We start from the raw sequence: 22,682 nt of genomic DNA, 5'->3' as shown, positions 1-22,682 counted from the left end.
GTCCCGGAAGCGGGGCGGCTGGACCGGGGGCCCGGGATGAGTCAAATGCCGCTTTCGGGTCAAGAACCACTGATGACCTCGAACCGGTCAGGGGCTGGGATCAGGCCAAGGGTGCTGCTGTTGTCCCACCGGACTTGGATGGTGCCCGGGCTGTCGTCGGTGACGGTGCCCAAAGCGCCCGGCTCCCGTGCGGGTGCAGGGGCCCGCTGGTGGTGGCCACCAGCCGGATCCGGTCCCCGCGGCGCGGACGCGGACCGGACACCTGGCAGGTGCGGTCGGAGCGGCTCGTGGATTGGACGGCAAGGCGAACCAGGCGATTGTTGATGCTCTTGGTCGAGTCCGGCCTGCGGAATCTGGATGCGGGTGACGCCGCGGCAAAGTTGAGCGACGCGTCCGGCGGGGACAGCATTGCGGTGGCGGGCCCAGAAACCGGCGCAGACGCGGACCCGAAGCGACGCATCGTCTTCACCGACCGCGCCCTGCCTCCCGTCCAGCCGGTCAACTACGCCCTCGCTCAGGGGGACGCCATCATCCGCATGTCCTCACGTCCCGCCTAACCACCGCCGCGCGCGACACCCGTCGTCGCCTTCGAGATCGACGACGTTGACACCGCCGTCCATGCTGGCTGGTCGGTCGCGATGATCGGGAAGGCTCGCCGAGCGCGCACGGACGTTTTGCGAGACGAGCAAACGCCACCACCTGAGCATGCCCTGACCGCGCTCGACCGGGTCAGGCGCGACTACGCCAGCGGCCTCCCCAACCAGGAACTGCGCGCCACAGACGGACCCCTCCTTGGCACAGGGACGAGAGGTAACCCTTGAGCCCCACGACGACCCCGGCGAAGGGCTCGGCGAGGGGGTATCTCTCCAAGAGTTACAGGCTCCCCGGCGAGGATGTTATGCCAGTGCGTCATGGTTCCAAAGTACGTCCGACGGACGGTAGAGGCCAGATCAGACTTGTCCACAGGCAGACGTTCTGGCGCCTTGGGGGTCAGGGTCTGGCTAGCGTTGCCCTCATGGGGCCACTGGACACAGCAGCCAAGATCGCCGCGGTCGTGGGAGGGACCTTCGGAGTCCTTGGCTTCATCATGGCTTTTATCGCGTGGCGTTACCCCAGGGCGCCGACTACACCTACGCAAGGTCCCCCTGGGCCGAGTGGGATGCGCACTCCTACCAGCAAGCCGTTCGACCGACATGGACGTGCGGCGGTGCCTGAGCCCTCTATGGATTGGGATTTGAAGGGTTCGCTGTGGGTCTCTAAGAACTCAAAGGAAGCACTGCGGGTCATCTATGGGGCTCTAGCTTCTCCCGTCGCATGGTATTCGGCAGTCGCCTACATGGATTGGAAGAATGACCCTACCCTGGTGACGATCGGGTGGGCGCTTCTAACAGGGATTGCAGCGGCGGTAACGTTCACTGGCTGGGTACGAGCGTACGAAGGAAGAGACGGCATCATAGAAAAGATCACGACGGTCTTGGGCGGCACTCATTTGTTGCTTATCTTGTTCAGCGTACTGGCGCTGATCGGCGCGCTGGCCGACACATGACGCGCCTCTCAGCGGCCAAATCAGGGCCGTCCAGGGCCATCTGGAGCCCCAAAAGGGCCCAAGTTTTGCCATTCCGTGATCTAGGATGTCTTCGCAGCTCTGACAAGGGTTTTCAGGTAACGAATCGGCCTAGATCGTTGCCCCAGTTTCGTACATCTACGGAGAGGGAGGTGAAGTCGACGACGACTACGGGCCCAAGACCGCCAAGGCTTTCAGGCAGCTCCGGCTGGACTGCGGGTCCGTCGCCGCCAAGGTCTCTACCGGTGGAGACAAGGTCACCAGGGCCGGTTACGCCCAGTTCCTGTTCGCGATTGGCAAGAAGGCGGCTGGTGAGTGATGGGCAGGCACTCCAGGCGGGGTCTGCCGGCCGACGTATTTCCCTCGGAGACCCGTCCTGACGGTACCTTCCTGCCCTCTTGGATACCGACGCCCGAGGAGTCCGAGGATCCCGACTGGGCCGAGAGGGCACATGAGGAGCGGGAAGAGGTCTTCGACTCCTTCTGGGAGGTCGCCGAGGACTTCGCCGAGAACGGAAAGGTCGACAAGCCCCACGTCGAGAGGCTCGTACGGGCCCTGCGGACCCTCGCCCAGGGCGCCATTGCGGCCGTCGTCGTGTCCGTCATCCCGGCCGTCTCGGACGTTGTCCAGGGAGGCCAGGCCGATGGCGCATCGCTGGTCAACGCCGCCAAGGTCGCTGCTGTGTCCGCGCTCGCTGCGTACCTGATGCCCAAGTCCAAGAAGTGAGCCCATCTCCGAGCGCCTTCGGGGTAGAGTGGCTGGTCATGACATATCCCGGTCCGCCCGAAGTTCGAGGAGGACGGACTTGAGGTCGTACGGGACGGTGTGGCTCGCACTGCGGTAGTGGAGTCGTGGTGTCCCCTGATATTTCGCAGTCATGATCGGCTGCGAAGAACGGAGAAACTTACAGCGCAAGACGCTGAAGCCCTTCTCGCCGCCAGCAGGTGAGCCCGCCCCGATGGGCGCCAGATCCGTAAGTCTGCCTCGAACCGGGATGGCTCAGTTCCACCAGGTATCGACCTGGTCGAGCTGAGGCATGCCCGCCCTCTCGATCAGGGGAGAGGGAATGGAACGTGCGGGACCTTATCGACTCGATCCTCGTGGGTGTCATTATCGCCTTGTTGATCGCGATCTTGGTGGCTACCTACGAGGGCGCGCTTGCGGCGGTCGTATCCGGCATCTTGGCCTTCTTCGCAGCCTCGCCCTTCGCGTACCTCGTATTGAGCGTTGTCGGCAGCAAGAAGACTACGAAGTAACGAACGAAGTGCCCCCCACCCGCCAGGGTGGGGGGCACTTCGTCGTCTCAAGATCCTTAGCCAGCAGGCTGTGGGGCTCGAAAATTCGGTTTGGCTACGCGACCTGCGAGTACTCATTGATCAGGCCACCGAGGATCGCGCGTCGCTCGACTCGCGCTGCGGGAAACTCCACCACTGATGACGTTGGATCGGGCGGTCTCTGCTGCAGCGATCGATGCGGCCGATGCCGGTTGTAGTGCCGGACATACTCACCAAGCACAACGTGGAGATGGTGTTCACCATAGATCAGCATACGGTCCGTGCATTCCCGGCGCACAGTGCCCACCCAACGCTCAGCGATCGCGTTTGCCCGCGGTGCCTGCGGCGGAGTGCTGATGACGCGCAAGCCAGCGGAGGTGAACACCCGGTCGAACACCGCGGTGAACTTGGCGTCGCGATCACGCAGGACAAATCTGAACCGGGATCCCGCTTGCTCGTCCATCTCCATAAGCAGGTTGCGGGCCTGCTGGGTTACCCACGCGCCGGTCGGGTTCGCGGTGAGGCCGGCCAGGTGAACCCGGCGGGTGCCGTGCTCGATGAAGAACAGCACATAGATCCGTTTGAGGAGCACCGTGTCGATCGTGAAGAAGTCGCACGACAGCATGGTCGTGGCCTGGGCGGCCAGGAACTGGGACCAGGTGGGCCCGCTGCGGCGGGGTGCCGGATCAACACCGGCCTTGGTCAAGATCAGCCAGACCGTGCTGGGCGCGATCCGGTATCCCAGCCCGGCCAGCTCGCCCTGGATGCGCCGGTGCCCCCAGGTCGGGTTCTCGGCGGCCAACCGCAGCACGAGCCGACGGATCTCGGCCGATATCGGTGGACGGCCACGCTGAGTTGGAGGGTAGGTCCACCGTCGGCGGACGGCGTCGCGGTGCCAGCGCAACAGCGTGGCCGGTGTCACGAAGAACGCTGGCCAGCGGCCGCGGGAGAGCAGCCTTGAGAGCAAGGCCAATACGGCCCGGTCAGCCGGTGACGTTCGGACCTGGCCGACCTGTCGCCGCAGCACCGCCACTTGGTGGCGCAGGACGAGGATCTCCACGTCCTTGTCGATGTCGGCACGGAACCTCAGCACCAGGAACTGGGCGAACCGGATGATCATTTTGTAGAGGAAGGAGGCCAACACAACCAGCAATCCTGCCGGAGCAAGCACCGTGATCGTGACGTAACACCGCAGGTCACAGGCCCGATTCCAATTTTCGAGCCCCACAGCCGAACCGATTAGATTGGGGCCGCACGCGGCCCTGCTTGGAGAGCCTGCCTGCGGCGGTTACCGCCGGGGTGATCGTTTGGCTCGCGTGGTCAATCTCAGGTGGGCGAGCGGGTCCAGACCGGTGTAGTCGATGCGTGTCTGGTGGGCACGGAGCGTGGCCGATATTCGCGGGTACTTCAGGCCCATCGGCAGGGGCGGGTGGGGCGTTGAGGTAGTTGGCGAAACAGCATCCGGACAGGTGCGGGCAGCGGTCGACACGAGAGTTGCAGTCCTGACAAACCAGACCGTGAATCAGCCCGGTGAAGGGATCGTGATCGAGGTAGGCGCCGAGGAATCGTCCGCAGCAGTGGCAGTCTGGCCCTAGCGCGTCGATGAGGGTGTTCAGGAGCTTTCCGCCTCGAGATTCTGGCCCTTGGTAGGGCGGCCAGGCACCGATGGCTTCTTTGATCGGACAGCGGTGGCGTCTGGCGACGAGTGCCGGGTCGGTGGTCGTCTCGGTGAAGGTGACCGTCCAGCGCACGTTCCGGGCGCCGCGCCCAACTTGCCCGGCTTGAATGGACGGAGCTTGGATTCGGTAGCAGGATCCGTCGGTCCACCAGCCGCACCGTTGTTCATGGCGATGCAGTCGGCGTGGGCGTTTTACGCGCTTCACGCAGATGGGGTGACCGTCCACCAAAAGGTGATAGCGGCCATCATCGCCCAGGACAGCAACCCGCTCGGGCTGTTGATCGGCGTGGCGGCCTCGGGACGGCCGGATGATGCCCGGGGCCAAGCATGGGCGACCGGAAGCCTCGACCACCAAGTCCTCGACACCGTAGTAGTCCAGGTCGAGAACGTACCGCCACAGCAGCAACTCCCGACGATGCTGCGGCCATGCCTCAAGGCCGGTCACGGCCTTGCGTCCCTCTGTGTCGTCGAGCCCGGTCATGGTCAGATGCTAAAACGGCCCGCCGACGAGCCCCGCAGGTCCTTATGGCCATTGTCGTTGGCCTTGCGAGCCCGAATCAGGCTCAAGGGAGGGTCGCGACCGCGACGGCGAGGAGAACCTCGGCGTCGCCGATGATCTGTCCATCCGAGGCGGAGGCCGCGTTGCGGACGCGTTCGGCCAGCTGCGCCCCTGCCCACGCTCGGGCGTGCTCATGAGCCCGGTTCTGCACGCTGGGATCAGTCCGAAGCTGCTCGGTCAAGTGCGCAGCCATATGGGTGAGGTAGGAACGCAGCAGATCCCCGGAGCCCTCGTCGTCGCCGAGTCCTTGGAGCAGCGCTGCTGCGTATTCGGGGTCTGTGGCAGCGGTTTGCAGATCGGTGAGCACCTGGATGGTGTTGAGGATCCGCAGGTTCGCCTCGTGGTCGGGCTGTTCGCCGCCGTGTAGTTTGACGTACCGGTCGACGGCCTCTTGCCATTCCTGGGCGTCGCGGTCGGTGGGAAAGCTGCCATCGGAAGAGGGGAGAAGGCCACCGGTCTGCTGGTAGGCATAAATCCAGGCCGGAGCCAACCCGGCGTGCTCCAGCAGGGACACGCTTTCATTCTCGACGTCGACCAGGGACGGCACCTGGGGCGTATCCGCATCGGGGTCAAAGAATATCGGCTCGTCGGGTGCGGGAGGTCGGCCGAACTTGTCTTCGAAGCGGCGGTACTGCGCCTTCAGCATGGCCGCGGCGTCCGGACTCATGCGGACCACCTTCCCGTCCCGGGTGACGACCTGTGAGTACCCCAGTTCGAAGGCAAGGTCGATCAGGGCACGGCCGGGGGAGGTATGCCATAGCCGGTCCTGGGGACGGACCTGCTGGGTGAAGGCGGGAACCGCGAACAGATGTCCCAGGACCTCATCGATCGACAGATCCCGCTGTGGCGCGACCAGCAGGATGTCGGTGATCGAGATCAGTGGTGAGTCCTTGTGCAGGCCGAGCGACCAGGCGGCGGCGCGCTCAGCGGTGTCATCGAGTGACTCGTCGTCTGCTGCGACGAGCGCGAGGTAGAGGGCGGGCAAGAGCATCGCGGGATCCTGGCGCGCGGGCATCCCGGCCGCGGCAAGGAGGTGAACGCCCTCACGCAGGGCGTCGGCAGGGGTCCCGTCGTGCGGCAGGTCGATTTCCGTGCTCGCCCAAAACCGGGTGATCTGTTCGCCTATCCCGGCGGGGGCATGCGGGAGCGGAAGATCGACGGGTGGTCCGAACACCGCCCGCGTGTTGGCCAGAGCGTGCTCGGGGAGCAGGTCGCGGGGCAGCTTGCGCTGATCCAGCCTGGCGTTTTCCAATCGTCCGGCGACCAGGAGCATCAGTTCCCCTTCATCGACGGGGAGGTCGTGCTCTGCGCTGGCGTCGATCACTTCACGGACGAACCGCTCGATCCCGCTCCAGTGCACGGTGCCGCGCAGCAGGTCGAGCCAGGCATCGCGGGCGTTGGCGAACTCCCGCTCGTCGAGGAAGTTCTTGGGCCATGCCGTGCCCAGGAACAGGGTGTCGAGCGGATCGAGCTCGTGGAACCAGTCCGGCCCATCATGCTCGGTCTGGGCCATCCCCAGGGCCCCGTAGCCGAACGCATACGCACCCGCCAGACTGACCTTGCCGGGGGCATTGAGCCGCAGCAGCCGGGGGACTGCGGCTTCAGCCCGTGCGCGCGGATCGGCTGGGGTGGTGTCTGTGGTTGCTTTCGCCTTCGCAGCCCGGGCCTTGCGATCTTCCTGCCGGCGTCGTGCAGCTTTGCCCATGCTCCATCCTCCCAAGGCGACCCTGCCCGAGACACCGAACTCTCGCCGCGTTTCCCGCCGAACAGCGCGTCTAAGCTCAAGGGAACTGTCCTACGCAGCCTCGGTCATCAGCTGGACTCGGCCGCCAACGCCGACCTGGTCGGGCGCATCCAGGAACTGACTCGGCGGTGCCACGCCTGTCCCACCGGCGCGGGCGGCGATCTCGCAGTGGACTGGGCCTTGTAAGGTCACGACCACCTCGTGGTGCGTAACGCCGCTGTAGGAAGGGAAGCAGGCCACCACGCGCTCGTTGAACACCAGCAGTTCCTTCAGCACGGGCCCGTTCGGGACGGCGACGCCGCGCAGCGGGGCCCAGATCCTGGTATGAAGTGGTCGGCCCGCCGTCGCCGCGATGACCTTGCCCTGGTCCACGACGCTATCGACGTGTCAAACCGCGGTCAGGCGCCGGGTCCGAGCGGGTGTCTGTCCTCCAGGTCGCTCATCGACCTGGAGGACCTGGTCGCGCGGACGCCCGACCAGGCGTCGCTGGAAGCGGAGGAATTCGTTGACGGCGAGCTATATCGTCCCGAGAACATGATCGCTATCTATCGGGCCGTGGTGGACTGGGGACGATCTGAACAGGAGCGCCTGCATTGGCCAGCGCACTGGCTGGCGAGCGTTTGTCGGCCGTTTGCCGACCCGTTGTCGACGGCAGGGGCCTCGTCGCAGGTCAGGAGGGGGTCAGCAGGGTGAACAGGGCTTGGTGGTAGGTGGCCTGGACCGGTGGGATCGACTCCAGGGAGATCTGTTCGTCGGTGCCGTGCAAGCCCCTGTAGTCGACACCGAACCCGGTGGTGGCCGGGACACCGAGCCCGGCCAGATAGTTGCCGATGTTGGACGGCCCGGCGACCTTCGCGCTCGTGTTCACCCCGGCGGCCGCGGCGGCGCTCAGCAGCGCGGTGCGCAGCGGCTCGTGTTCAGCGAGCGCGAACGCGGGCCAGTGGGTCGTGATCTCCACGTGCGTCGGCTGCGTGCCCGGCCAGGCCGCATCGACGTCGGCCGCGGCCAAGCGCAGCAGATCCAGCGCGGCGTGCTCATCGCGTTTGACGACCACGATGTCGCGGGCGTAAGCCTGCTCCAGCGGCGCGCCGGGAGTGAAGAGGTGCCGAGGCACCGCACGGAAACGCCTCCGCGATGCTGGGCGTGGCGATGACGCCGTCCGAGATGAGACCAGTCACGAGCCGTTCCCGCAGCTCACTCGGGGAAGGTGTGGCGATGGTGTCGTTGTCCATTGGCGGCAGTGTAGACATCGCCGTCGCACCTCCCGGTCCGGTATCACTCCACGGTCCTGGCATCCGGGAACTGCCCTCCCGGCCCTGCGGCGGGCTCGATCGTCCTCGCCAACGCGGTACCTTGTGGGGCCGATGGGTTACGGGTTGAGGCGATCGAGCTGGGCCAGGCGGCCCTGGCCTACGCCAGGCGTCGCCGACCTGGTCGACCTCACCGATCTCCGGATCTCTGGCAACGCAGCGGAAGAGACCGGGATAGGCCGGGCCAGCCGCGCATCAGGAACGTTGAGTGCGGCCATGTACGCATTATCGAACAGCTGTTCCGGGCAGTGTCACTCGCCGTGGATTGAGCAGAGCCCGGTCGCCGCGCACCACAGAGTCTGGGCGAGCCCATAACCGGGTGTCTCGATGGTCAGCGTCCAACACCTGATCGGTGGCCACAAGCCGACGCGCCGTAGTGGGCACGGAGTAGGAATCTAGCGCCGAGGCTAGGCGCCTGGCCGGGAGCTTCGAGGTATACCCGTGGGTGGGAGCGCACCCGCAACGTCGTGAGGCGATTGTGCGATGAAACGCTCTCTGATCATCAATTCCCACGCCAGCTCGTGCTTCTTCCGAACCTCGGTCGCCGGTGATGGGCGTAAGGCGCTCGTGCAGATCACCGAGCGGTGCAATCTGCACTGCGCGCACTGCTTCGTCTCCTCCACCCGCGAGGGACGCGACCTGTCGTTAGCGGCGCTGACCGGGACGGTGCTGCCGCGGTTGCGGCGTGCCCGGGTGGAGCGGATCACCTTGACCGGCGGTGAGCCGTTCGTGCACCCCGGCTTCATGGGGATCTGCCGGGCTGTGGTGTCCGAAGGGCTGCCGGTCGGGGTGTGCACCAACGCCACACAGACCAGCGACGAGCAGATCGCCGAACTGGCTGAGCTCGGCGGCGTGCACATTAACGTTAGCCTGGACGGGTTCCGCCGCGAGAGCCACGGCCGGTTCCGTGGCGACACCGGTTCCTTCGATGTCACGGTCGACACCATCCGGAAGTTCGCGCGGGCCGGGCTGCTGCAGGGGCTGCTCTCGACGCCCAACGCGCTCACCGACCCGGGCGAGTTCGCCGAGCTGTGCGCGTTCGCCGTCGAGGTCGGCGCCCAGTACGTGCTGATGAACCCGCTCAGCGCGTTCGGGCGCGGCAGCCTGTCCCAGGGCCGTCTGGCGGCCGCCACCGCAGCGATGGACACGATCCGCGCGGTGACCGAGCAGTTCCGCGGCAAGGGCATCGACCTGGTGCACATCCGCTTCCCCAACGCTGACCGGCCGCTGGCCGGGTGCGATGCCAGCAAGCTGCTGTACGTGTTCGCCGACGGTCAGGTCGCGGTGTGCCCGTACCTGGTGTTCGCCGCCCGCACGCCCCGATCGCGCTACAGCGACACCGACTTCCTGGTCGGCGACATCCTGCGCAACGAGATCGCCCCCGCCCTTGACCACTACGACCTGGAAGGCACGCTGGGCATGGGCGCCAACCCCACCTGCAGGTCCTGCGGCTTGAACCCGGACTGCGGGAAGGGCTGCCCGGCCGCGGTGATCTCCCAAGGAGGCCGGATCGGCGAGGTCGACACCGAGCAATGCCCCCGCGTGGAGCACCGGCCGCTGCTGCAGATCGGCCGCCGCCGTTGACCGGACCGGGCAGCGCCGGCGGCGTGTTCATCGTCATCGAAGGCCCCAACGGCGCCGGGAAGACCACCACCGCCGCGCGTCTTGGGCGGCGGCTACGGTCGGCCGGACGGGCTGTTCATGTGACCGCCGAACCTTCGGACACACCGCTGGGACGCCTGGTCCGGTCGGCCGAAGCCGAGTTGACCGGACGGGCCCTGGCGTTGGCGGTGGCCGCTGACCGCCACGTCCACGTCGAGCAGGAGATCCTGCCCGCTCTGGACGAGGGCCGGATCGTGATCAGCGACCGATACGTGCCGTCGTCGCTGGTGCTGCAACGCCTCGACGGGCTCGACATCGACGAGGTCTGGGAGTACAACGCGCGCCTCCCTGCCCCCACGCTGACCTTCTATCTCCATCTTGCTGCGCAGCACCTGCAGACGCGATTGAATGACCGGCAGCGCCTGTCCCGCCTGGAACAGGCAGGGTCTCCCGAGCGGGAGCTGCACCTGTACCGGGACGCTCACCGGTTCCTGGACCGGCGTGGCTGGCGCCAGCACTGGGTGGACTGCGGCGGCAAGAACCCCGACCAGGTCACCGACCGCATCCTCGAACACTTGGGTTCGCTGCCGTAAGCCGCCCGGGCCTGTTCCACCGCCACGCTCGCCCATTCGGATAAGAGGCCCGGTCATGGTGTCCATGCTGACCGTCAATATCGGTGCCGCCGCCGCCGACCGCGCCCAACGGCTCCTGGAATGGCTGGCCAGCCGCCCCGAGGACGTCTTCTTGATCACCGAAACCAGCAGTGGGCCCGGCACCGCCCTGCTGCTGGATCGGTTCCGCGCCGCCGGGCACGCCGTGGTCCACACTCCCGCACCCGGTGACCGCGGTGCCGCGCTCATCAGCCGCATCCGCGTCCTGGACGAACCCGCCGCGTTCGAGAAGGTCAGCATCCCCGGCCGGGTCGCCGCGGCCGTCCTGGACACCCAGCCTCGCCTCACCGTCGCGGCGGTGTATGTGCCCAGCCGGGACCGCTCGGCCGCCAAGACCGAACGCAAACAGCAATTCATCACCACGTTCCTGGACGCCCTGCGCCACCTGCCGCCCGAGCAACGCCGCGGCCTGGTCGTCGGCGGCGACTACAACGTGATCGGCCGCGACCACAGGCCCGCCCATGCCGGGTTCTTGCCGTTCGAGTACGCGATGCTCGACACCCTGAGCGGACTGGGCCTGATCGACGCCCACGCCGCGTGCCATCCCGGGGACCAGCCACACAGCTGGATCGGCCGGACCGGCGACGGCTACCGCTACGACTACTTCCACCTCGCCCAGGACCTGGCCCAGAAGCTCATCGGCAGCGGCTACGTGCACGAGATCCGCGAGCAGGGCCTCACCGACCATGCTGCCGCCGGCATCACCGTGGATGTGGAGGCGGCCCCGGCACTGCTGGACACCGGCGCCCTGACGATCAGCGACGAGATCGCCCTGTTCTGAACACCCCGAAGCCGTGCGGTGGGCCTGGGGTCAGGTCACCGCTAGTTGTTGCGGGGCAGGACGTTGACGACAGGTAGGTCTGCGTGGTCGTGGTCGTGGTCTTGCGTCGAGGCTGTTAGTCCGCGGCCAGGCTGCGTAGTGCGAGGTCTACCTGGTGTTCGATTGCGTCCGGCTCTGCGTCGGGGATCAACTGTGCGATGCGGATGAGGCCGAGCAGCTGGTAGGCGATGTCGCTTGCGGTCACGTCGGTGGCGAGAGTGTGATCGATGCGGGAGCGATCGACCGCCTCCTGGCCAATGTTGGTGAGGTGCGAGAGGCATCGATCGAGGTCTGCGTCCGACGGTGATCCGCCTGCGAGCAGGTCGACCATGGCCTTGTTGGTGGCGAGGTGCGTCATCGTTGCGGTGAAGAACTCCCGAAGGCCGACGATGGCTGACACCCGTTCGGGAAGGGTTGCGTCGGCGAGTTCGGCGATGTCGGTACCGGTCACGGCCTGCACCAGGTGCTCGCGGGTAGGGAAGTGTCGGTAGAGGGTGCCGATGCCGACACCGGCCGCTGCGGCGACGGCACGCATGTCGACGGTCATGCCGCCGTGTCGAAAGGCCTCTCCTGCGGCGGTCAAGATCCGTTCCCTGTTGTTGGCGGCGTCTCGCCGTTGCTTCCGAACCTCGGCCACCCCCTCACTATAGCGATTCGGAACTCACGTTCCGGTTGATGCTAACCTGTTCCGGAACACAAGTTCCGGAATGAGGAGGCAACCCGCCATGAGGACGATCGTGATCACGGGAGGTACCGACGGGATGGGCGCAGCGCTGGCGCGTCACTTCCTGAAAGCGGGAGACCGCGTCGTGGTGCTCGGGCGAAGCCGCAGCAAGTTCCAGGCGCTGGTCACGACCGTGACGAGCAAGGATCAGTCGGCGGCGTCGCGAGCGGAGTACATCGCCGCTGACCTGTCCCTGGTCGCCGACAGCCGCCGCGTGGTCGAGCACCTGAAGGCCAACCACGAGCGCATCGACGCACTGGTTCTCGCGGCATCGTTCATCCGGCAACGCCGACACACCACCTCCGAGGGACATGAGGCGTCCTGGGCACTGTTCTTCGTCTCCAAGTACCTGTTCGTCACTGGACTCGCGACGCTGCTTCATGCGGCCGAGCGGCCGGTCGTGGTGAACACAGCTGTTCCCGGCGCGCGACCTGATGCCATCGACTTCGACGACCTCCAGATGATCAACGGGTTCACCTTCAAACGATCCAACGCCCAGCAGCGTCGCGCCAACGAACTCCTCGGCATCCTGGCCACCATCCAGAACCCGGACCTCACTTACGTGACCTGGGGCCCGGCGCGGCTGGTCCGTTCCAGCTTCGCCGGCGAACTCTCGACGGGCATGAAGGCCGCCTCCGCCATCCTCGGGACCTTGATCGGCCAACGCCCAGAAGCTGCGGTCCTCCCGATCATCGACATCATCGACGCCCCGGCCCCAGGACGAGCCGCCTACCGCGGCGCCAGGAAGCTCTCCCTTACCGTTGGCGACCACGACGAGAAAGACGCCGCTCGCCTGGTAGCAGCGGTCGACGGCGACCTTCGATGACGCACCGTAACGCTCCGCTCTCCTACGAAGGACGCCTCCGGCTCGTGCAACGCTGCCGCACCCGTCCGATCGCTCATGTCGCCGCAGAGATGGGCATCTCGCGCGCGTGCGCGAGCAAGTGGGTCAACCGATGGCGCCGCCACGGTGACGCAGGACTCCACGACCGCTCCTCGGCCCCGCACACCAGCCCGAACGCAACCCCGGCGTGGGCCGTCGAGAAGATCGAGACCTGGCGGCGCGATCACAAGTGGTCGGCACAGCGGATCACCGACGAGCTGGCCGACCTCGGGTTCACGATCAATCGCCGCACCGTGACCCGGCACCTGACCCGGCTGGGGCTCGGGCAGCGTCGCTTCCTCGACCCGAACGGCGAGAACAATCGCAAATCGGGCAAGATCACCGCCCGATGGCCCGGCCACATGGCCCACCTGGACGTCAAGAAAGTCGGCCGCATCCCGGGCGGCGGCGGCTGGCGCGTCCACGGCCGCGACAGCGAACAAGCCAAGGCAGCGGGCCGAGCGAAGACGGGAGGCGCCAAGCGCGGCTACGTCTACCTGCACTCGATTGTCGACGGCTTCTCACGCTTGGCCTACACCGAGCCCCTTCCCGACGAGAAGGGCGTCACCGCAGCGGCCTTCCTGGCCCGGGCGAAAGTCTGGTTCGCCGCACACGGCATCACCCACATCCACCGAGTCGTCACCGACAACGGCGCCTGCTACCGCTCAGGTGACTTCGCCCGGATCGTCGGCAACCAGACCCGGCATCAGAAGACCAAGCCCTACACGCCTCGTCACAACGGGAAAGTGGAGCGCTACCAGCGAATCATGGCCGAAGAGGTCCTCTACGCCCGGGAGTTCACAAGCGAGGACGAGCGCGCGGCCGCGATCAGAGTCTGGAGCATCCACTACAACTACCACCGACCGCACAGCGGAGCAGGCGGTCAGCCACCCGCATCACGGCTGCGCAGCGGCGTCACCAACGTCCAGCCCTCCTACAGCTAGTGCTGCGCGCACCAGCGAATCGTAGGTGTCGCGCGTGCGTTCCAGCGGGACTCCCCACGACCGGGCCAGCCGGTCCAGATCGTCCTGCCCCACCGCCGACCGGGCGGAGGTGACGGCTTCCAACTCCACGAACGTCCCGGCGTGCTCGACCTCGTCAAGGCATATCGACACCCCGCCCAGCGCGTCCACCCACCCGGTACGGCGCCGTTTGCTGATCCGGATCGTGGGCCGGTATCCCATTGCCAGCAGCGCCTGATGCATCGCGGCACGGTCGCCCACACCGGTTTCCTGCTCCCGGCACGACTGCTCGTTGACCACCGGGGTCTTCAGGGTGAACAGGTGCTGGCCGTCTTGGGTCCGCAACCGCGCGAACGCCACACCGATCTTGCTTTGACCGTAGTCCCAATGCGCGGGCGCGTACGCCTGATCATCTTGTAGCACCGGGTCGGACAGGTCCACGCCGTGCGCCGCCAGCGCCGCTTCGAGTGCCCGGCTGCTGTCCACCCGGTACTTCACCTCGACCTCGTGCATCCCACCAGGCATGATCAGGCTCCCCGTTCACTCCCGCTGATCGGGGCAGCCTAGCCACTCCACGCCCGGAGCACAGCAGAATCCATAGCGACCCATGCACGATTCCTGCGATCGGGACGAGCGTCCCCGCCATCAGTCGTTCACACCCCGACCGAACCACGTTTCCGCAGCTCATAGCATTTCTGGGTGGGAAAGCGGTGGGTCGGCCCGAGGGGATGGGAGGTGGAGCTGATCCGGCTCGATGGGCGGTCCGTCCTGCGCGCCCGCCAATACGGCGTCCTCGGCGGCTACTGCGCCACCATCGCGGACCTGGAAGTGTTGCTCGCGGCCGCCAGGTTGACCCTGGACGACCTCGTGGAGGTCCTTCCCACCACCGCTCCCCGCTCCTCCCCTTGAACAGCGCCGTCGTCCCCGCCGTGCTGACGGCGAAGCCCGATCACCACGGCGGAGGCCTCCGTCAAGCCGCTTGCCCCGCCAGCGGGCCGGGCCATGCCCTACCATCAGGGGCATGAATGACCGGGTGCGTATCGACGGGAGCGAGCTGGACGCCGTGATCAGCAGCGTCCAAAGCGACGGTGAGCCCGTCCGCGTGATCGACGCCGCCGGGCATGAGGCTGTGGTCATCTCCCCCGACGCTTACGAGGAGCTGCGGCAGCTCCGGCTCGCCGAGCAGCGCCGCCAGGTCCTCGAGCGCCTTGCCGCCGACGATGGATCGAGCCGGGTGTTCACCTCCGAAGAGGAGATGGTGCGGGCCGCCGACGCGGAGCGTTCCGTGCGCGGCGTCGCCTGATGCCGCAGAGCATCCGCTGGCTTGACGCCGCGTGGGCGCAGCTGCTGGCGCTGCCGGACGTTCTCTACAAGGAGGGCCTGGCGGCCGCGGCCGCGTTGATGATGGACCCCTTCCCCGAGGACGCGCGGCCAGATCCCGAGCTACCCGACACCTACCTGCTGGAACGCGGGCACGTCCGCCTGTTCTACCGCGTGGTCGGCGGTACCGAGGTCGACATCGCCGGGATCTGGCCGAACAGCTAGCCTCGCTAGTCGTCGGTCCGTGGCGGGTGGCGCATCAGATCATCCCCGTAGACCTGGCGCCCGGCGGCCTTCATATTCTCGGCATTGTCCCGGCTGCTCGGGGTCGGGCCCCAGAAGAACGCAGGGCATTGCTCGCAGGCGCCGTCGGGGTTGAGCTGCCAGGGACGCCCGCACGCCCGGGTCCAGCGTCGGGATGCGGTGCTCGTACCGGATCCGGGCGGCCTGCTCCTGGTCCAGGATCGCGGCGTACGCCGTGGCGGTCGCGAGCCGGTCCAGCAAGCGGCCCAGCTCGGTGTTCCCGGCGTCGCGGGCCTGGTCAGCGACTCGGTCGGCGCCGAGGTCGCCCCACAGCAGCGCCCGGGACTCCAGTGCGCCCTGCCGCTGATAGGGGTCGGTCTGGACCTCGTCGGTGAAGGAGGCGTTCCGCTCGTCCCACATCTCCAGCGTGTGCACGTCCCTGCTGCGCAGGACCAGGCCCTGCGCGGCGTTCTGCACGGGGGCGTCGTGTTGTGTGTCCGCGCGGCGCTGGGCGCGCTGCACGTCGTACAGGCGTTCCGCCTGCTGGTAGGAGATGTTCTTCTCGGTGGCCAGCGCGCGGATGGCTTGCTTGCGGTCCCGGTTCTTCGTCACGGTCGTCTCTGCTCTCCCAGGGCGGGTCCCACGCTCCCCTCCCGGCGGCATGGTGGACGTCCGGACATGCAGCACACTCTTTTGCTCGCGGGAGTCGCCCTGGCTGATTCGCTGGGAACCGCGCGCTCGGACCCTTCAGCCGTTCAGGGGGTACGGCGTGGGACGCGAACGGGCCTCGGCGGGGCGACCGGTGCCGCCCATGGGGGCAACGTTACCCCGCCGAGGGCGCGCGGTGCGGCCCCCAGCAGGGGCCTCCGGAGCAGCGCACTATTCGCTGGCGGCGGCCGCGGCCTCGTACTCGCGGATGCCCACGGTGGTATCCACGATCGCGTTGACCAGGATGGTGAAGGCATCCGGATCGGCTAGAAGCGCCCGGGCGGCGTGCGCGAACACCTCATCGGACGCCTCGGGTGATTGCGCGTCGTCCCCGAAGGGGCGGGTCTTGGCGATCAGCTCGGCCAGGCCCGTCCTGATGAACACCTCGCCGACCGTGTCGGGCAGCCCGGCGTGGTCGGCCAGGTGGTCACAGAGGTGGGCGCCGATGGTGACCAGCGCGGCGCGGTGCGGCTGTATTAGGGCCTGCGCCCTTTGCATGGCTTCATCGGAGCGGGCCTCGGAGCCGGTGGCGTTGATGAGGTCGAGCAGGATTTCGTAGACGCCAGGCAGGGATGGTCCGCCAGCGGGGAGCTGGCGCGCCCAGGGGCGGGCGTTCAGCAGCTCGACAAGGTCGGGGTCTCGGTCGAGCGGTGCATGCTCGGGGCTCGTGGGGGTGTCGGTGGGCATCGGGTCGTCCGTTCGTGTCCGGTCGTCAGGGGAAAGGGCGGCGCGGCGGGAGTCGGGCTGGTCGCGTGCTAGGGATTGTTCCCGGGCTGCGGGGGGTGTGTTGAGCAGTTGGCAGGGGTGCACCTTGGCGAGCTGGCGGTGGGTCTCGTCGATGAGCTCGTTGAGGATGGCCACCTTCAGGGCCCTGATCGGGGGTGCCTGGTTCGGGTCATCATCGGGCCCGGGTTCGGCCCAGGTGAAGGTGATGGTGATGAATCCGGCACCGCCCGCAGGGGCTTGACCTTCGAAGTGTGTGACAGCTTCGATCTCGACCACCGACCCGATGCGCTCGGGCACGTCTTGCACGGCGGCGGCGACCCGGCGACCGATCTCTTCTACTACGGGGTCGCGGACCACAGGGTCGGGTACGTGCTCACTCATGTGCGGTCATTCCCATCGTTGTTTCAGGTAGGGATAGTCGGCGGGGAGAACCCCGCAGCTCGCAGGACCTCTTTGGTCCGCTTCACGCTTTCGTCGCCGATGCGGGGGATCTCCTGGAACGCGCCGGTTCGCAGGCAGGCCATCAGGTCCGCGACGGTCCGCACGTCCGGCTGGTACTTCTCCAGGGAGTGGACCACGCGCAGCGGCAGGGGCACGCAGCTCAGCGAGCAGGCCATCTTGACGCGGTGGCACACGTGGGTGGGGGGTGAGCCGAGCCCGAGCCGGGCGGCCGAGTCGGTCAGGGCCCGCACCAGGTCACTGATCGTTTCGACGCCGATGCAGGCGACCGGGCAGTCGAGCGTGACCCGGTGGCCCGGGGCGTGCGCGTCCGCGCCGCAGGCGCTGGCTGCGTTCCCTGCGGGCACGGACGGGGCGTTCTCCTCCGGTCGGGTGCCGGTCATGTCCAGTCCGGCCGTTCGGGCTGCAGCCTGGCGGCCAGCGCCGCGCGGGCGGCGCCAGTCAGGACCTGCGCGGCGGGAAGAAGAACCGCCGTGGTCCTCTTCGCGGCGCGTAGCTCCGCGAAGGGGCCCGCCATCGCCTCGTCGCAGTCCAGCGGCGCCGACGTCGTCATGGCTCCCTCCCGTTGTCCGCCGTTGCCGGCCGTGCGCGGATCATCGGGATGAGGCAGACGGCGGCCATGATCGCCCATGCTGCGGCTGCGGTGACAGGGTCGCCATGGATGGCGAAGCCGATCGCGTTGAACCCGGCGTGGAACACCATCCCCGGGAGCAGGGACCCGGTCTGTTCGACCATGACGCAGGCCATGACGGCGCCCACCACCAGCAGCGGCAGCAACAGCAGCTGATCTGCTGTGCCGGTCGGGTCCAGGTGCAGCGCGGCGAAGGGCAGCGCAGTGATCGGAGCGGCGATCAGGGCGCGGCAGTGCCCGCGTAGCGCCCGGTAGACCAGGCCCCGCCAGAACATCTCTTCGGCCCACGGGGCCAGGCACACGCCCACGACTGTCAGCGTGATCAGGGCGGCGCCGTGGGCGATGGCGACGCTGTTCTCGACGGTCTGAGCGGGAGGATCTACCAGCGCGGTATAGGGCAGGGCGAACGCCCAGTAGATGCCCAGCCACGCCGCTGGCCACAGCACCAGTTGAGGCAGCGAGACCGGCCGCAGTCCCAGGGCTGCGCGGGGACGGCGCCGCCGCGCCCGGGCCAGCCCGGCCACGACCATCAGCAGGGCCACGATGTTTGCCAGTGCGGCGGTGATGAGGCCGGCCGGGTCCGTCCCGATCGGGGCACCGGCCACGGCCAACAGCACCAGGATGATCTGGCCGAGGACGAGCTGGCCCAGGAGGGCCACGATGGCCTCCCGGAGCCGCCATGAACGGTGCGGGGGCAGCGGTGGCCCTTGGGGACGGTCGGTGAGGCCGGCGGGCTGCCGCGGCTGCTGGTCGCCGTGCGCCGTCAGTTGATGCGGAACGGTTGAGGAGGAGTCGGGCATCGCTTTCCTAGGCAGGTGGATGGGGGTGGGAAGTAGGAAGTCTTCTCGGAGTGCGAGAGGCGCGCAGGAGCGCGGGCAGTGCGGGTCGGGCGAGCTCCACGGCCTGTCCGGCGCGGCGGGTGCTGGTCATGCCGGTCCGGCCTTCTGGATCCGGGTGGTGAGCGCAGCGCGCAGGGTGACCGGGGGATGGGCAGGTGCGAGAACCTGAAAGAAGAGTTGCCGGGCCCGGCGCTGCGGCTTGGGTCGTGATTCGCGGTACAGCGCCCACCAGGTTCTGGCCGTGCCGGGTGCGGTGGTGCGGGCGGCCGCCACATCGGCGGCCAGCTCGTCGATCCAGCGCAGCAGCATCGTGACCGCCCACACCGCGGGGGCGATCACCAGCAGGTGGCGCCCCGGCACGGCCAGGCCCAGCGGCAGCCAGCCCAGCAGCACAGGCCCGCCGAGGGCCAGCCGCAGCGCCCACCAGGGACGGCGAGCGTGGTGGACTTCGTGCGCCAGGACGAACGCGAGCGCATCGGGCTGGGTGAGTAGCCGGTCACCGACCACCAGCACCGGATGTGACCGTGCGGGGGCGACGCAGGCGTTGATCCGTACCACCCAGCAGGGGCAGCCGTATCCGGTGTCGAGGGTGCAGATTCTGGCGTGCTCGTCCAGGGCCCGCGGAGAGAACAGGTAGACGTCCAGCGCGGCGGGCCGATGCCGTTGCACCCGGGCTTGGGCTGCGGTCAGCAGATGGCGGACCTGGTCGGGCAGGCCCTCGGTCAGGCGCTGCTGGTAGGGGGCCGCGGTGGCCCAGTCGATCCGCGGATCGGGCCCCGACCAGTGGGCGAGCACGGTGGCCACCACGATCACGGCCGTCAGCGCCGCGGCTGCGGACACGGTCACCACGGTCCCCACGGTGGGTGAGGTCAGGGCTCGGATGAGCGTTCCGAGGCCAGCGCCTACCAGCAGCAGCATGATCGGCAGGAGCAGGGCACCCAGCGCTTGGCCTCGGAGCGCCGTTTTGAACCGCTGCAGCATGATCTCCGCGAAGTCCCGAAGATCCTCCTTGGGCTGTTCCCCATGGGGCGGAGGGGCGGTGCCGTCTGCGGGTTGTTGGTCGCGTGGTGACGTGCTCGGCGCGGGCGGGACCGCGGGTGTGGTCGTTGGTGCTGTATCGGACATGGTGTTTTCCTCGGTAGTGGACATGGAGTCGGGGACACGGGTGGGAGGCGGCGCCTTCACGTCGCAACGGGTCCAGAGGTGCGCAGCAGCGCGGGCAGCTCGCGGACGTGGCCGACGAGCAGCGCGCCGTCCGGCAGCTCCTCGTGGGGTCCGAGGCCGTTCGGGCGGATCAGGGCGGCGTGCATGCCGTGGGTGAGCGGAGCACGCACGTCCTTGTCCAGGTGGTCGCCGACGAACAGGATCTGGTCGGCGGGGCATTGGGCGGCGGCGATGACCCGCCGGTAGAACAGCGGGTCCGGCTTTGCGACGCCGAGGGTGGCCGAGAGCAGTACGTCGTGGAAGAGGTCGGCGATCCCAGCCCTGCGCAGCGCGGGCCAGCGGGTCTCTTCGGGGCGGTTGTTGGAGGCGAGGATGAGCCGTTTGCCGAGCCTGTGCAGGCGGCCCAGCGCGGCGGCGGCCTCGGGATCGACTGGCTTTTGGCCGAGCGCCGGGTCGATCTGGTCGGTGGAGATCGAACCGCCGTAGTCGACGGCGACGGTGCTGATCGGTCCCAGGCAGGCGGGCATGGGCGTCATGTCGCCTGGCTGGAAGGCGGCGGGATCGGGGCTCATCGCGCCAGATCCAGGTTCAACCGGACCGAGACCATCCGATGATTGGTTAGCCGGGTGCCGAGTTCGCTGATCCACACCCGGTAGGAGCCGGCCACCTGGGCGGGTGCCAGGTCGGGGCTGAACAGGATGTGGTCGATCCGGCCGCCCTGGCCGTGGTCGACGTTGGCGTTGACGGTGACGGTCATGTCACCGGCCACGCACCCGGCGTTGACGAAACCCACATCTTTCAGCACCTGCATCGCGCGCCGGTCCGACCTCAGCCGCTCCGGTCCCCACCACAGTCGGGGGCGTCCACCAGGCGGCAGGGTCTTGTGGGTGCGTTTGCGCGGCGGAAGCCGCTCCCAGTTGGGCTCGAACTCGCGGTGCACGCGCCGCGGCCAAGGCCGCCACCAGTGACGGGGACGGCGGCAATCGGGCCACAGCGCATTGAAGTCCCCGCCCAGCAGCGACAGCCGGCCCGGAGCGGCGAACCCGGTCAGCTTCTGAGCGGCATCCAGCCGGGCGCCGCCGTCCCAGTGCGGCCACTGCAGAGACCTGACCGCCAGAGGGCGGTCCAGTCCTTCCACCTGGAAGTGCAGCCAGCCGATTTGATCGTGGAAGACGTCGGGCAGCCCGGCCTTGTAGTGCGTGACGGGGCGGAACCGCGGCCACCGGACGAACACCAGATCATGCAGCTGACCGATCGTGCTCGGGGTCATGAACGAGCGGAGCCCGAACCGGCCCAGCAGGGTCTCTGCGCGATACCGCAGCTCCTGTCCTCGCAGCCCGTAGTGCTTTCCCTCCTGGAACAGCACGACATCCACCGAGGGCACTTGGCCGATCAACTTGGGCAGTAGCTCCAGGTTGCGGTGGTCCTGGTGCTGCCGATCCCAGCCGCCGTCCTCCAGATTCAGCGAGACGACGGTCACCTCGCCGGCGCTCACGCTGGCCACCGAGCCGTGATCGGCTTGGTCGCCAGGGTGGCGGGCCGGGGTTGGAGGCCGGCGCGGCGGTCCTGGGCCGCTTGTGCTGGCGTGGGTTTCCGGGTGATCAGGCGTGCTGCGCCGGGGTCGGTCAGCAGCACCCAGGCGGCCACGGCGATGTAGTGCAGCGCGCGTCCTTGGGCGATCGCTTGCGGGCAGGGCAGTTCGGCCTCGGGCAGCTCCACCTCCGGGTCGGTGTAGAGGGTGGTGGCGGACTCGCCAAAGGTCAGGGGGCCCATCTCGCGAAGGAAGGCTTCGGCTTCCTCTTGTGTGCGGCCGTGGTCGCGCACATCGATTTGAGTGGCGATGCGGTTGTCGGCCCACCAGGCCAGCCACGTTCCCTCCGGCAGCGGCCCCCAATGGAAAGCGATCACCGGGATACCGAGGCTGGTGTATCCGACGCCGCTGGCGAACCGCAGAAACCCGCTGGGGGTAGGGGGCGTGACCATCACGAGCTGATCCACGCGGGATGTGCCCGCCTCGGCCAGGGGCGGCCCATGGCGCGCTATGTCATCGCTGAGCGTGACGGCTGCGGTCGTCGCCGCCTCATCCAGCCCGTACAGGTGCGCCCCGGCAACCCGCGCGGCCTCATCGGCCGCCAGCGCCGTCGGCTGCCGGGAAGCAGGGAGCGCGGCGATGGCCGGTGGCGTGGACAGGCGCCCGTACAGGCGTTGGCAGTTCGACCAGTACCTCTCGCCGAGACCGGCAATGGCCCGGTGGACCGAGCGGCGTTGATGGTACAGAGCCTCGACCTGGAGGTCGGTGTTGCCGGAAGCGAACACCACTTTCAGGTCGAAGGGCTCGTGGAACCTGCTCACCGCGCTCGCCCCGGACGCGACGGTCCTGGGCCCAGGTTCAGCCAGGTGCCACGCAGGTGCGCGGTCGCCGGCGATGAGCACCAGTCCGAACTGAAGGACGCGGATGTGACCGCACCTGGCTCACCCGGCGGCTCAAGCCCAGCTTTGACCAGCGTCTGCTTGACGGTGGCCTCACGCAGCGGGCCGATACCGCGGACCTCGCCCAGGGTCCCGGCGCGCACCAGCGCCAGCAGATCACGTACCGTTCGCACGTCGAGGCCGGGGCGGGTGAGCGCATCATGGATGCGCGCGGGCAGGTTCAAGCACGCCAGCGCGCATCCGGGCAACACCCTGCGGTGCCCAGGCTCGTGCCCCCTCCCCCGTTCTGCTGCGGTGTGCGGACGGCGGTCAGGAACTGGTATGGCCCGGCCGTGCGCATGCCCGGCACGGGCGCTCACATCGGTCATCAC

General features: G+C 68.0%; 29 protein-coding genes. 11 read left to right on the top strand and 18 right to left on the bottom strand.

Annotated elements, in window-relative coordinates:
* Positions 1-59 precede the first annotated feature (59 nt).
* Positions 60-269, bottom strand: a complete 210-nt coding sequence (locus ACGWYJ_RS22035) for a DUF4314 domain-containing protein (RefSeq protein WP_395108151.1) — start codon at positions 267-269, stop codon at positions 60-62.
* A gap of 54 nt (positions 270-323) precedes the next feature.
* Here ACGWYJ_RS22035 and ACGWYJ_RS22030 point away from each other — a divergent pair, with 54 nt between their 5' ends.
* The 3 genes from ACGWYJ_RS22030 (at position 324) to ACGWYJ_RS22020 (ending at position 2,290) form a co-directional block, all read left to right on the top strand.
* On the top strand, positions 324-557 hold the full coding sequence (locus tag ACGWYJ_RS22030; RefSeq protein WP_395108135.1) for a hypothetical protein: 234 nt from the start codon (positions 324-326) through the stop codon (positions 555-557).
* A 650-nt stretch (positions 558-1,207) separates the two neighbouring features.
* Complete coding sequence (locus tag ACGWYJ_RS22025; RefSeq protein ID WP_395108134.1) at positions 1,208-1,546, top strand: hypothetical protein; 339 nt, start codon at positions 1,208-1,210, stop codon at positions 1,544-1,546.
* 336 nt (positions 1,547-1,882) lie between these two features.
* Positions 1,883-2,290, top strand: coding sequence for a hypothetical protein (locus ACGWYJ_RS22020; protein WP_395108133.1), 408 nt, complete (start codon positions 1,883-1,885; stop codon positions 2,288-2,290).
* A 624-nt stretch (positions 2,291-2,914) separates the two neighbouring features.
* On the opposite strand, the gene ACGWYJ_RS22015 is transcribed toward ACGWYJ_RS22020, so the two are convergent.
* The 5 genes from ACGWYJ_RS22015 to ACGWYJ_RS21995 all read right to left on the bottom strand — a co-directional run bounded on the left by ACGWYJ_RS22015 (position 2,915) and on the right by ACGWYJ_RS21995 (position 7,933).
* Positions 2,915-3,958, bottom strand: a complete 1,044-nt coding sequence (locus ACGWYJ_RS22015; RefSeq protein WP_395108132.1) for an integrase core domain-containing protein — start codon at positions 3,956-3,958, stop codon at positions 2,915-2,917.
* A gap of 76 nt (positions 3,959-4,034) precedes the next feature.
* Positions 4,035-4,997 carry a hypothetical protein gene (locus ACGWYJ_RS22010; RefSeq protein ID WP_395108131.1) on the bottom strand — a complete coding sequence of 321 codons (963 nt, stop codon included), beginning with the start codon at positions 4,995-4,997 and terminating at the stop codon, positions 4,035-4,037.
* An 82-nt stretch (positions 4,998-5,079) separates the two neighbouring features.
* Positions 5,080-6,780: a hypothetical protein gene (locus ACGWYJ_RS22005; protein ID WP_395108130.1), complete on the bottom strand. Its 1,701-nt coding sequence runs from the start codon at positions 6,778-6,780 to the stop codon at positions 5,080-5,082.
* A gap of 90 nt (positions 6,781-6,870) precedes the next feature.
* Complete coding sequence (locus ACGWYJ_RS22000; RefSeq protein ID WP_395108129.1) at positions 6,871-7,191, bottom strand: hypothetical protein; 321 nt, start codon at positions 7,189-7,191, stop codon at positions 6,871-6,873.
* Positions 7,192-7,489: 298 nt separating this feature from the next.
* Complete coding sequence (locus tag ACGWYJ_RS21995; RefSeq protein WP_395108128.1) at positions 7,490-7,933, bottom strand: hypothetical protein; 444 nt, start codon at positions 7,931-7,933, stop codon at positions 7,490-7,492.
* 679 nt (positions 7,934-8,612) lie between these two features.
* On the opposite strand from ACGWYJ_RS21995, the gene ACGWYJ_RS21990 reads away from it, so the two are divergent.
* The 3 genes from ACGWYJ_RS21990 (at position 8,613) to ACGWYJ_RS21980 (ending at position 11,183) form a co-directional block, all read left to right on the top strand.
* Complete coding sequence (locus ACGWYJ_RS21990) at positions 8,613-9,713, top strand: radical SAM/SPASM domain-containing protein (RefSeq protein ID WP_395108127.1); 1,101 nt, start codon at positions 8,613-8,615, stop codon at positions 9,711-9,713.
* Positions 9,714-9,736: 23 nt separating this feature from the next.
* On the top strand, positions 9,737-10,324 hold the full coding sequence (gene tmk / locus ACGWYJ_RS21985; RefSeq protein WP_395108126.1) for a dTMP kinase: 588 nt from the start codon (positions 9,737-9,739) through the stop codon (positions 10,322-10,324).
* 64 nt (positions 10,325-10,388) lie between these two features.
* Positions 10,389-11,183, top strand: a complete 795-nt coding sequence (locus tag ACGWYJ_RS21980) for an endonuclease/exonuclease/phosphatase family protein (protein WP_395108125.1) — start codon at positions 10,389-10,391, stop codon at positions 11,181-11,183.
* Positions 11,184-11,298: 115 nt separating this feature from the next.
* Here the strand turns inward: ACGWYJ_RS21980 and ACGWYJ_RS21975 are convergent, their stop codons facing one another.
* The gene (locus ACGWYJ_RS21975; RefSeq protein ID WP_395108124.1) at positions 11,299-11,859 is read right to left on the bottom strand and encodes a TetR/AcrR family transcriptional regulator; all 561 of its coding nucleotides are present in this window, start codon (positions 11,857-11,859) and stop codon (positions 11,299-11,301) included.
* Between the two features lie 88 nt (positions 11,860-11,947).
* On the opposite strand from ACGWYJ_RS21975, the gene ACGWYJ_RS21970 reads away from it, so the two are divergent.
* Together ACGWYJ_RS21970 and ACGWYJ_RS21965 are read left to right on the top strand one after the other, a co-directional pair.
* Positions 11,948-12,772: an SDR family NAD(P)-dependent oxidoreductase gene (locus tag ACGWYJ_RS21970; protein WP_395108123.1), complete on the top strand. Its 825-nt coding sequence runs from the start codon at positions 11,948-11,950 to the stop codon at positions 12,770-12,772.
* Positions 12,769-13,773, top strand: a complete 1,005-nt coding sequence (locus tag ACGWYJ_RS21965; protein ID WP_395108122.1) for an IS481 family transposase — start codon at positions 12,769-12,771, stop codon at positions 13,771-13,773. Before ACGWYJ_RS21970 ends, ACGWYJ_RS21965 begins: the two co-directional genes overlap by 4 nt.
* Here ACGWYJ_RS21965 and ACGWYJ_RS21960 read toward each other — a convergent pair.
* Positions 13,726-14,316 carry a class IV adenylate cyclase gene (locus ACGWYJ_RS21960; protein WP_395108121.1) on the bottom strand — a complete coding sequence of 197 codons (591 nt, stop codon included), beginning with the start codon at positions 14,314-14,316 and terminating at the stop codon, positions 13,726-13,728. The genes ACGWYJ_RS21965 and ACGWYJ_RS21960 overlap by 48 nt on opposite strands.
* A 174-nt stretch (positions 14,317-14,490) precedes the next feature.
* On the opposite strand from ACGWYJ_RS21960, the gene ACGWYJ_RS21955 reads away from it, so the two are divergent.
* The 3 genes from ACGWYJ_RS21955 to ACGWYJ_RS21945 all read left to right on the top strand — a co-directional run bounded on the left by ACGWYJ_RS21955 (position 14,491) and on the right by ACGWYJ_RS21945 (position 15,336).
* On the top strand, positions 14,491-14,700 hold the full coding sequence (locus ACGWYJ_RS21955) for a transposase (RefSeq protein ID WP_395108120.1): 210 nt from the start codon (positions 14,491-14,493) through the stop codon (positions 14,698-14,700).
* A 112-nt stretch (positions 14,701-14,812) separates the two neighbouring features.
* Positions 14,813-15,094, top strand: a complete 282-nt coding sequence (locus ACGWYJ_RS21950; RefSeq protein WP_395108119.1) for a hypothetical protein — start codon at positions 14,813-14,815, stop codon at positions 15,092-15,094.
* Positions 15,094-15,336 (top strand): hypothetical protein, encoded by a 243-nt coding sequence (locus tag ACGWYJ_RS21945; RefSeq protein ID WP_395108118.1) that lies wholly within the window; start codon positions 15,094-15,096, stop codon positions 15,334-15,336. Before ACGWYJ_RS21950 ends, ACGWYJ_RS21945 begins: the two co-directional genes overlap by 1 nt.
* A 39-nt stretch (positions 15,337-15,375) precedes the next feature.
* On the opposite strand, the gene ACGWYJ_RS21940 is transcribed toward ACGWYJ_RS21945, so the two are convergent.
* The 10 genes from ACGWYJ_RS21940 to ACGWYJ_RS21895 all read right to left on the bottom strand — a co-directional run bounded on the left by ACGWYJ_RS21940 (position 15,376) and on the right by ACGWYJ_RS21895 (position 22,535).
* Positions 15,376-15,966, bottom strand: coding sequence for a hypothetical protein (locus ACGWYJ_RS21940; protein ID WP_395108117.1), 591 nt, complete (start codon positions 15,964-15,966; stop codon positions 15,376-15,378).
* 267 nt (positions 15,967-16,233) lie between these two features.
* The gene (locus ACGWYJ_RS21935) at positions 16,234-17,169 is read right to left on the bottom strand and encodes a hypothetical protein (protein ID WP_395108116.1); all 936 of its coding nucleotides are present in this window, start codon (positions 17,167-17,169) and stop codon (positions 16,234-16,236) included.
* A gap of 23 nt (positions 17,170-17,192) precedes the next feature.
* Positions 17,193-17,630 carry a hypothetical protein gene (locus ACGWYJ_RS21930; protein ID WP_395108114.1) on the bottom strand — a complete coding sequence of 146 codons (438 nt, stop codon included), beginning with the start codon at positions 17,628-17,630 and terminating at the stop codon, positions 17,193-17,195.
* Positions 17,627-17,800 carry a hypothetical protein gene (locus ACGWYJ_RS21925; protein ID WP_395108112.1) on the bottom strand — a complete coding sequence of 58 codons (174 nt, stop codon included), beginning with the start codon at positions 17,798-17,800 and terminating at the stop codon, positions 17,627-17,629. Before ACGWYJ_RS21925 ends, ACGWYJ_RS21930 begins: the two co-directional genes overlap by 4 nt.
* Entirely contained in the window at positions 17,797-18,678 is an 882-nt protein-coding gene (locus ACGWYJ_RS21920; protein ID WP_395108111.1) for a CPBP family intramembrane glutamic endopeptidase, read from the bottom strand. The genes ACGWYJ_RS21925 and ACGWYJ_RS21920 overlap by 4 nt, the downstream gene beginning before the upstream one ends.
* 126 nt (positions 18,679-18,804) lie before the next feature.
* Positions 18,805-19,698: a hypothetical protein gene (locus ACGWYJ_RS21915; protein ID WP_395108109.1), complete on the bottom strand. Its 894-nt coding sequence runs from the start codon at positions 19,696-19,698 to the stop codon at positions 18,805-18,807.
* A gap of 200 nt (positions 19,699-19,898) precedes the next feature.
* Entirely contained in the window at positions 19,899-20,453 is a 555-nt protein-coding gene (locus tag ACGWYJ_RS21910) for an HAD family hydrolase (RefSeq protein ID WP_395108108.1), read from the bottom strand.
* Positions 20,450-21,376, bottom strand: coding sequence for an endonuclease/exonuclease/phosphatase family protein (locus tag ACGWYJ_RS21905; protein ID WP_395108107.1), 927 nt, complete (start codon positions 21,374-21,376; stop codon positions 20,450-20,452). The genes ACGWYJ_RS21910 and ACGWYJ_RS21905 overlap by 4 nt, the downstream gene beginning before the upstream one ends.
* The gene (locus ACGWYJ_RS21900; RefSeq protein ID WP_395108106.1) at positions 21,373-22,233 is read right to left on the bottom strand and encodes a hypothetical protein; all 861 of its coding nucleotides are present in this window, start codon (positions 22,231-22,233) and stop codon (positions 21,373-21,375) included. Before ACGWYJ_RS21900 ends, ACGWYJ_RS21905 begins: the two co-directional genes overlap by 4 nt.
* Positions 22,230-22,535, bottom strand: a complete 306-nt coding sequence (locus ACGWYJ_RS21895; RefSeq protein WP_395108105.1) for a hypothetical protein — start codon at positions 22,533-22,535, stop codon at positions 22,230-22,232. The genes ACGWYJ_RS21900 and ACGWYJ_RS21895 overlap by 4 nt, the downstream gene beginning before the upstream one ends.
* Between the last annotated feature and the right edge of the window lie 147 nt (positions 22,536-22,682).

This window comes from Actinomadura sp. SCN-SB, from assembly GCF_043906805.1.
Lineage (GTDB): Bacteria > Actinomycetota > Actinomycetes > Streptosporangiales > Streptosporangiaceae > Spirillospora.
Note: the sequence above shows the minus strand (reverse complement) of the source record. Positions and strands in the feature narration are given on the sequence as shown.

Bases quoted from the DNA above. Each gene is read 5' to 3' on its own strand.
- ACGWYJ_RS22030 (WP_395108135.1), top strand. From the start codon at position 324: ATGCTCTTGGTCGAGTCCGGCCTGCGGAATCTGGATGCGGGTGACGCC.
- ACGWYJ_RS22020 (WP_395108133.1), top strand. From the start codon at position 1,883: ATGGGCAGGCACTCCAGGCGGGGTCTGCCGGCCGACGTATTTCCCTCG.
- ACGWYJ_RS22015 (WP_395108132.1), bottom strand. From the start codon at position 3,958: ATGATCATCCGGTTCGCCCAGTTCCTGGTGCTGAGGTTCCGTGCCGAC.
- ACGWYJ_RS22010 (WP_395108131.1), bottom strand. From the start codon at position 4,997: ATGACCGGGCTCGACGACACAGAGGGACGCAAGGCCGTGACCGGCCTT.
- ACGWYJ_RS22005 (WP_395108130.1), bottom strand. From the start codon at position 6,780: ATGGGCAAAGCTGCACGACGCCGGCAGGAAGATCGCAAGGCCCGGGCT.
- ACGWYJ_RS21990 (WP_395108127.1), top strand. From the start codon at position 8,613: ATGAAACGCTCTCTGATCATCAATTCCCACGCCAGCTCGTGCTTCTTC.
- ACGWYJ_RS21980 (WP_395108125.1), top strand. From the start codon at position 10,389: ATGCTGACCGTCAATATCGGTGCCGCCGCCGCCGACCGCGCCCAACGG.
- ACGWYJ_RS21970 (WP_395108123.1), top strand. From the start codon at position 11,948: ATGAGGACGATCGTGATCACGGGAGGTACCGACGGGATGGGCGCAGCG.
- ACGWYJ_RS21965 (WP_395108122.1), top strand. From the start codon at position 12,769: ATGACGCACCGTAACGCTCCGCTCTCCTACGAAGGACGCCTCCGGCTC.
- ACGWYJ_RS21960 (WP_395108121.1), bottom strand. From the start codon at position 14,316: ATGCCTGGTGGGATGCACGAGGTCGAGGTGAAGTACCGGGTGGACAGC.
- ACGWYJ_RS21950 (WP_395108119.1), top strand. From the start codon at position 14,813: ATGAATGACCGGGTGCGTATCGACGGGAGCGAGCTGGACGCCGTGATC.
- ACGWYJ_RS21945 (WP_395108118.1), top strand. From the start codon at position 15,094: ATGCCGCAGAGCATCCGCTGGCTTGACGCCGCGTGGGCGCAGCTGCTG.
- ACGWYJ_RS21935 (WP_395108116.1), bottom strand. From the start codon at position 17,169: ATGAGTGAGCACGTACCCGACCCTGTGGTCCGCGACCCCGTAGTAGAA.
- ACGWYJ_RS21930 (WP_395108114.1), bottom strand. From the start codon at position 17,630: ATGACCGGCACCCGACCGGAGGAGAACGCCCCGTCCGTGCCCGCAGGG.
- ACGWYJ_RS21925 (WP_395108112.1), bottom strand. From the start codon at position 17,800: ATGACGACGTCGGCGCCGCTGGACTGCGACGAGGCGATGGCGGGCCCC.
- ACGWYJ_RS21920 (WP_395108111.1), bottom strand. From the start codon at position 18,678: ATGCCCGACTCCTCCTCAACCGTTCCGCATCAACTGACGGCGCACGGC.
- ACGWYJ_RS21915 (WP_395108109.1), bottom strand. From the start codon at position 19,698: ATGCTGCAGCGGTTCAAAACGGCGCTCCGAGGCCAAGCGCTGGGTGCC.
- ACGWYJ_RS21910 (WP_395108108.1), bottom strand. From the start codon at position 20,453: ATGAGCCCCGATCCCGCCGCCTTCCAGCCAGGCGACATGACGCCCATG.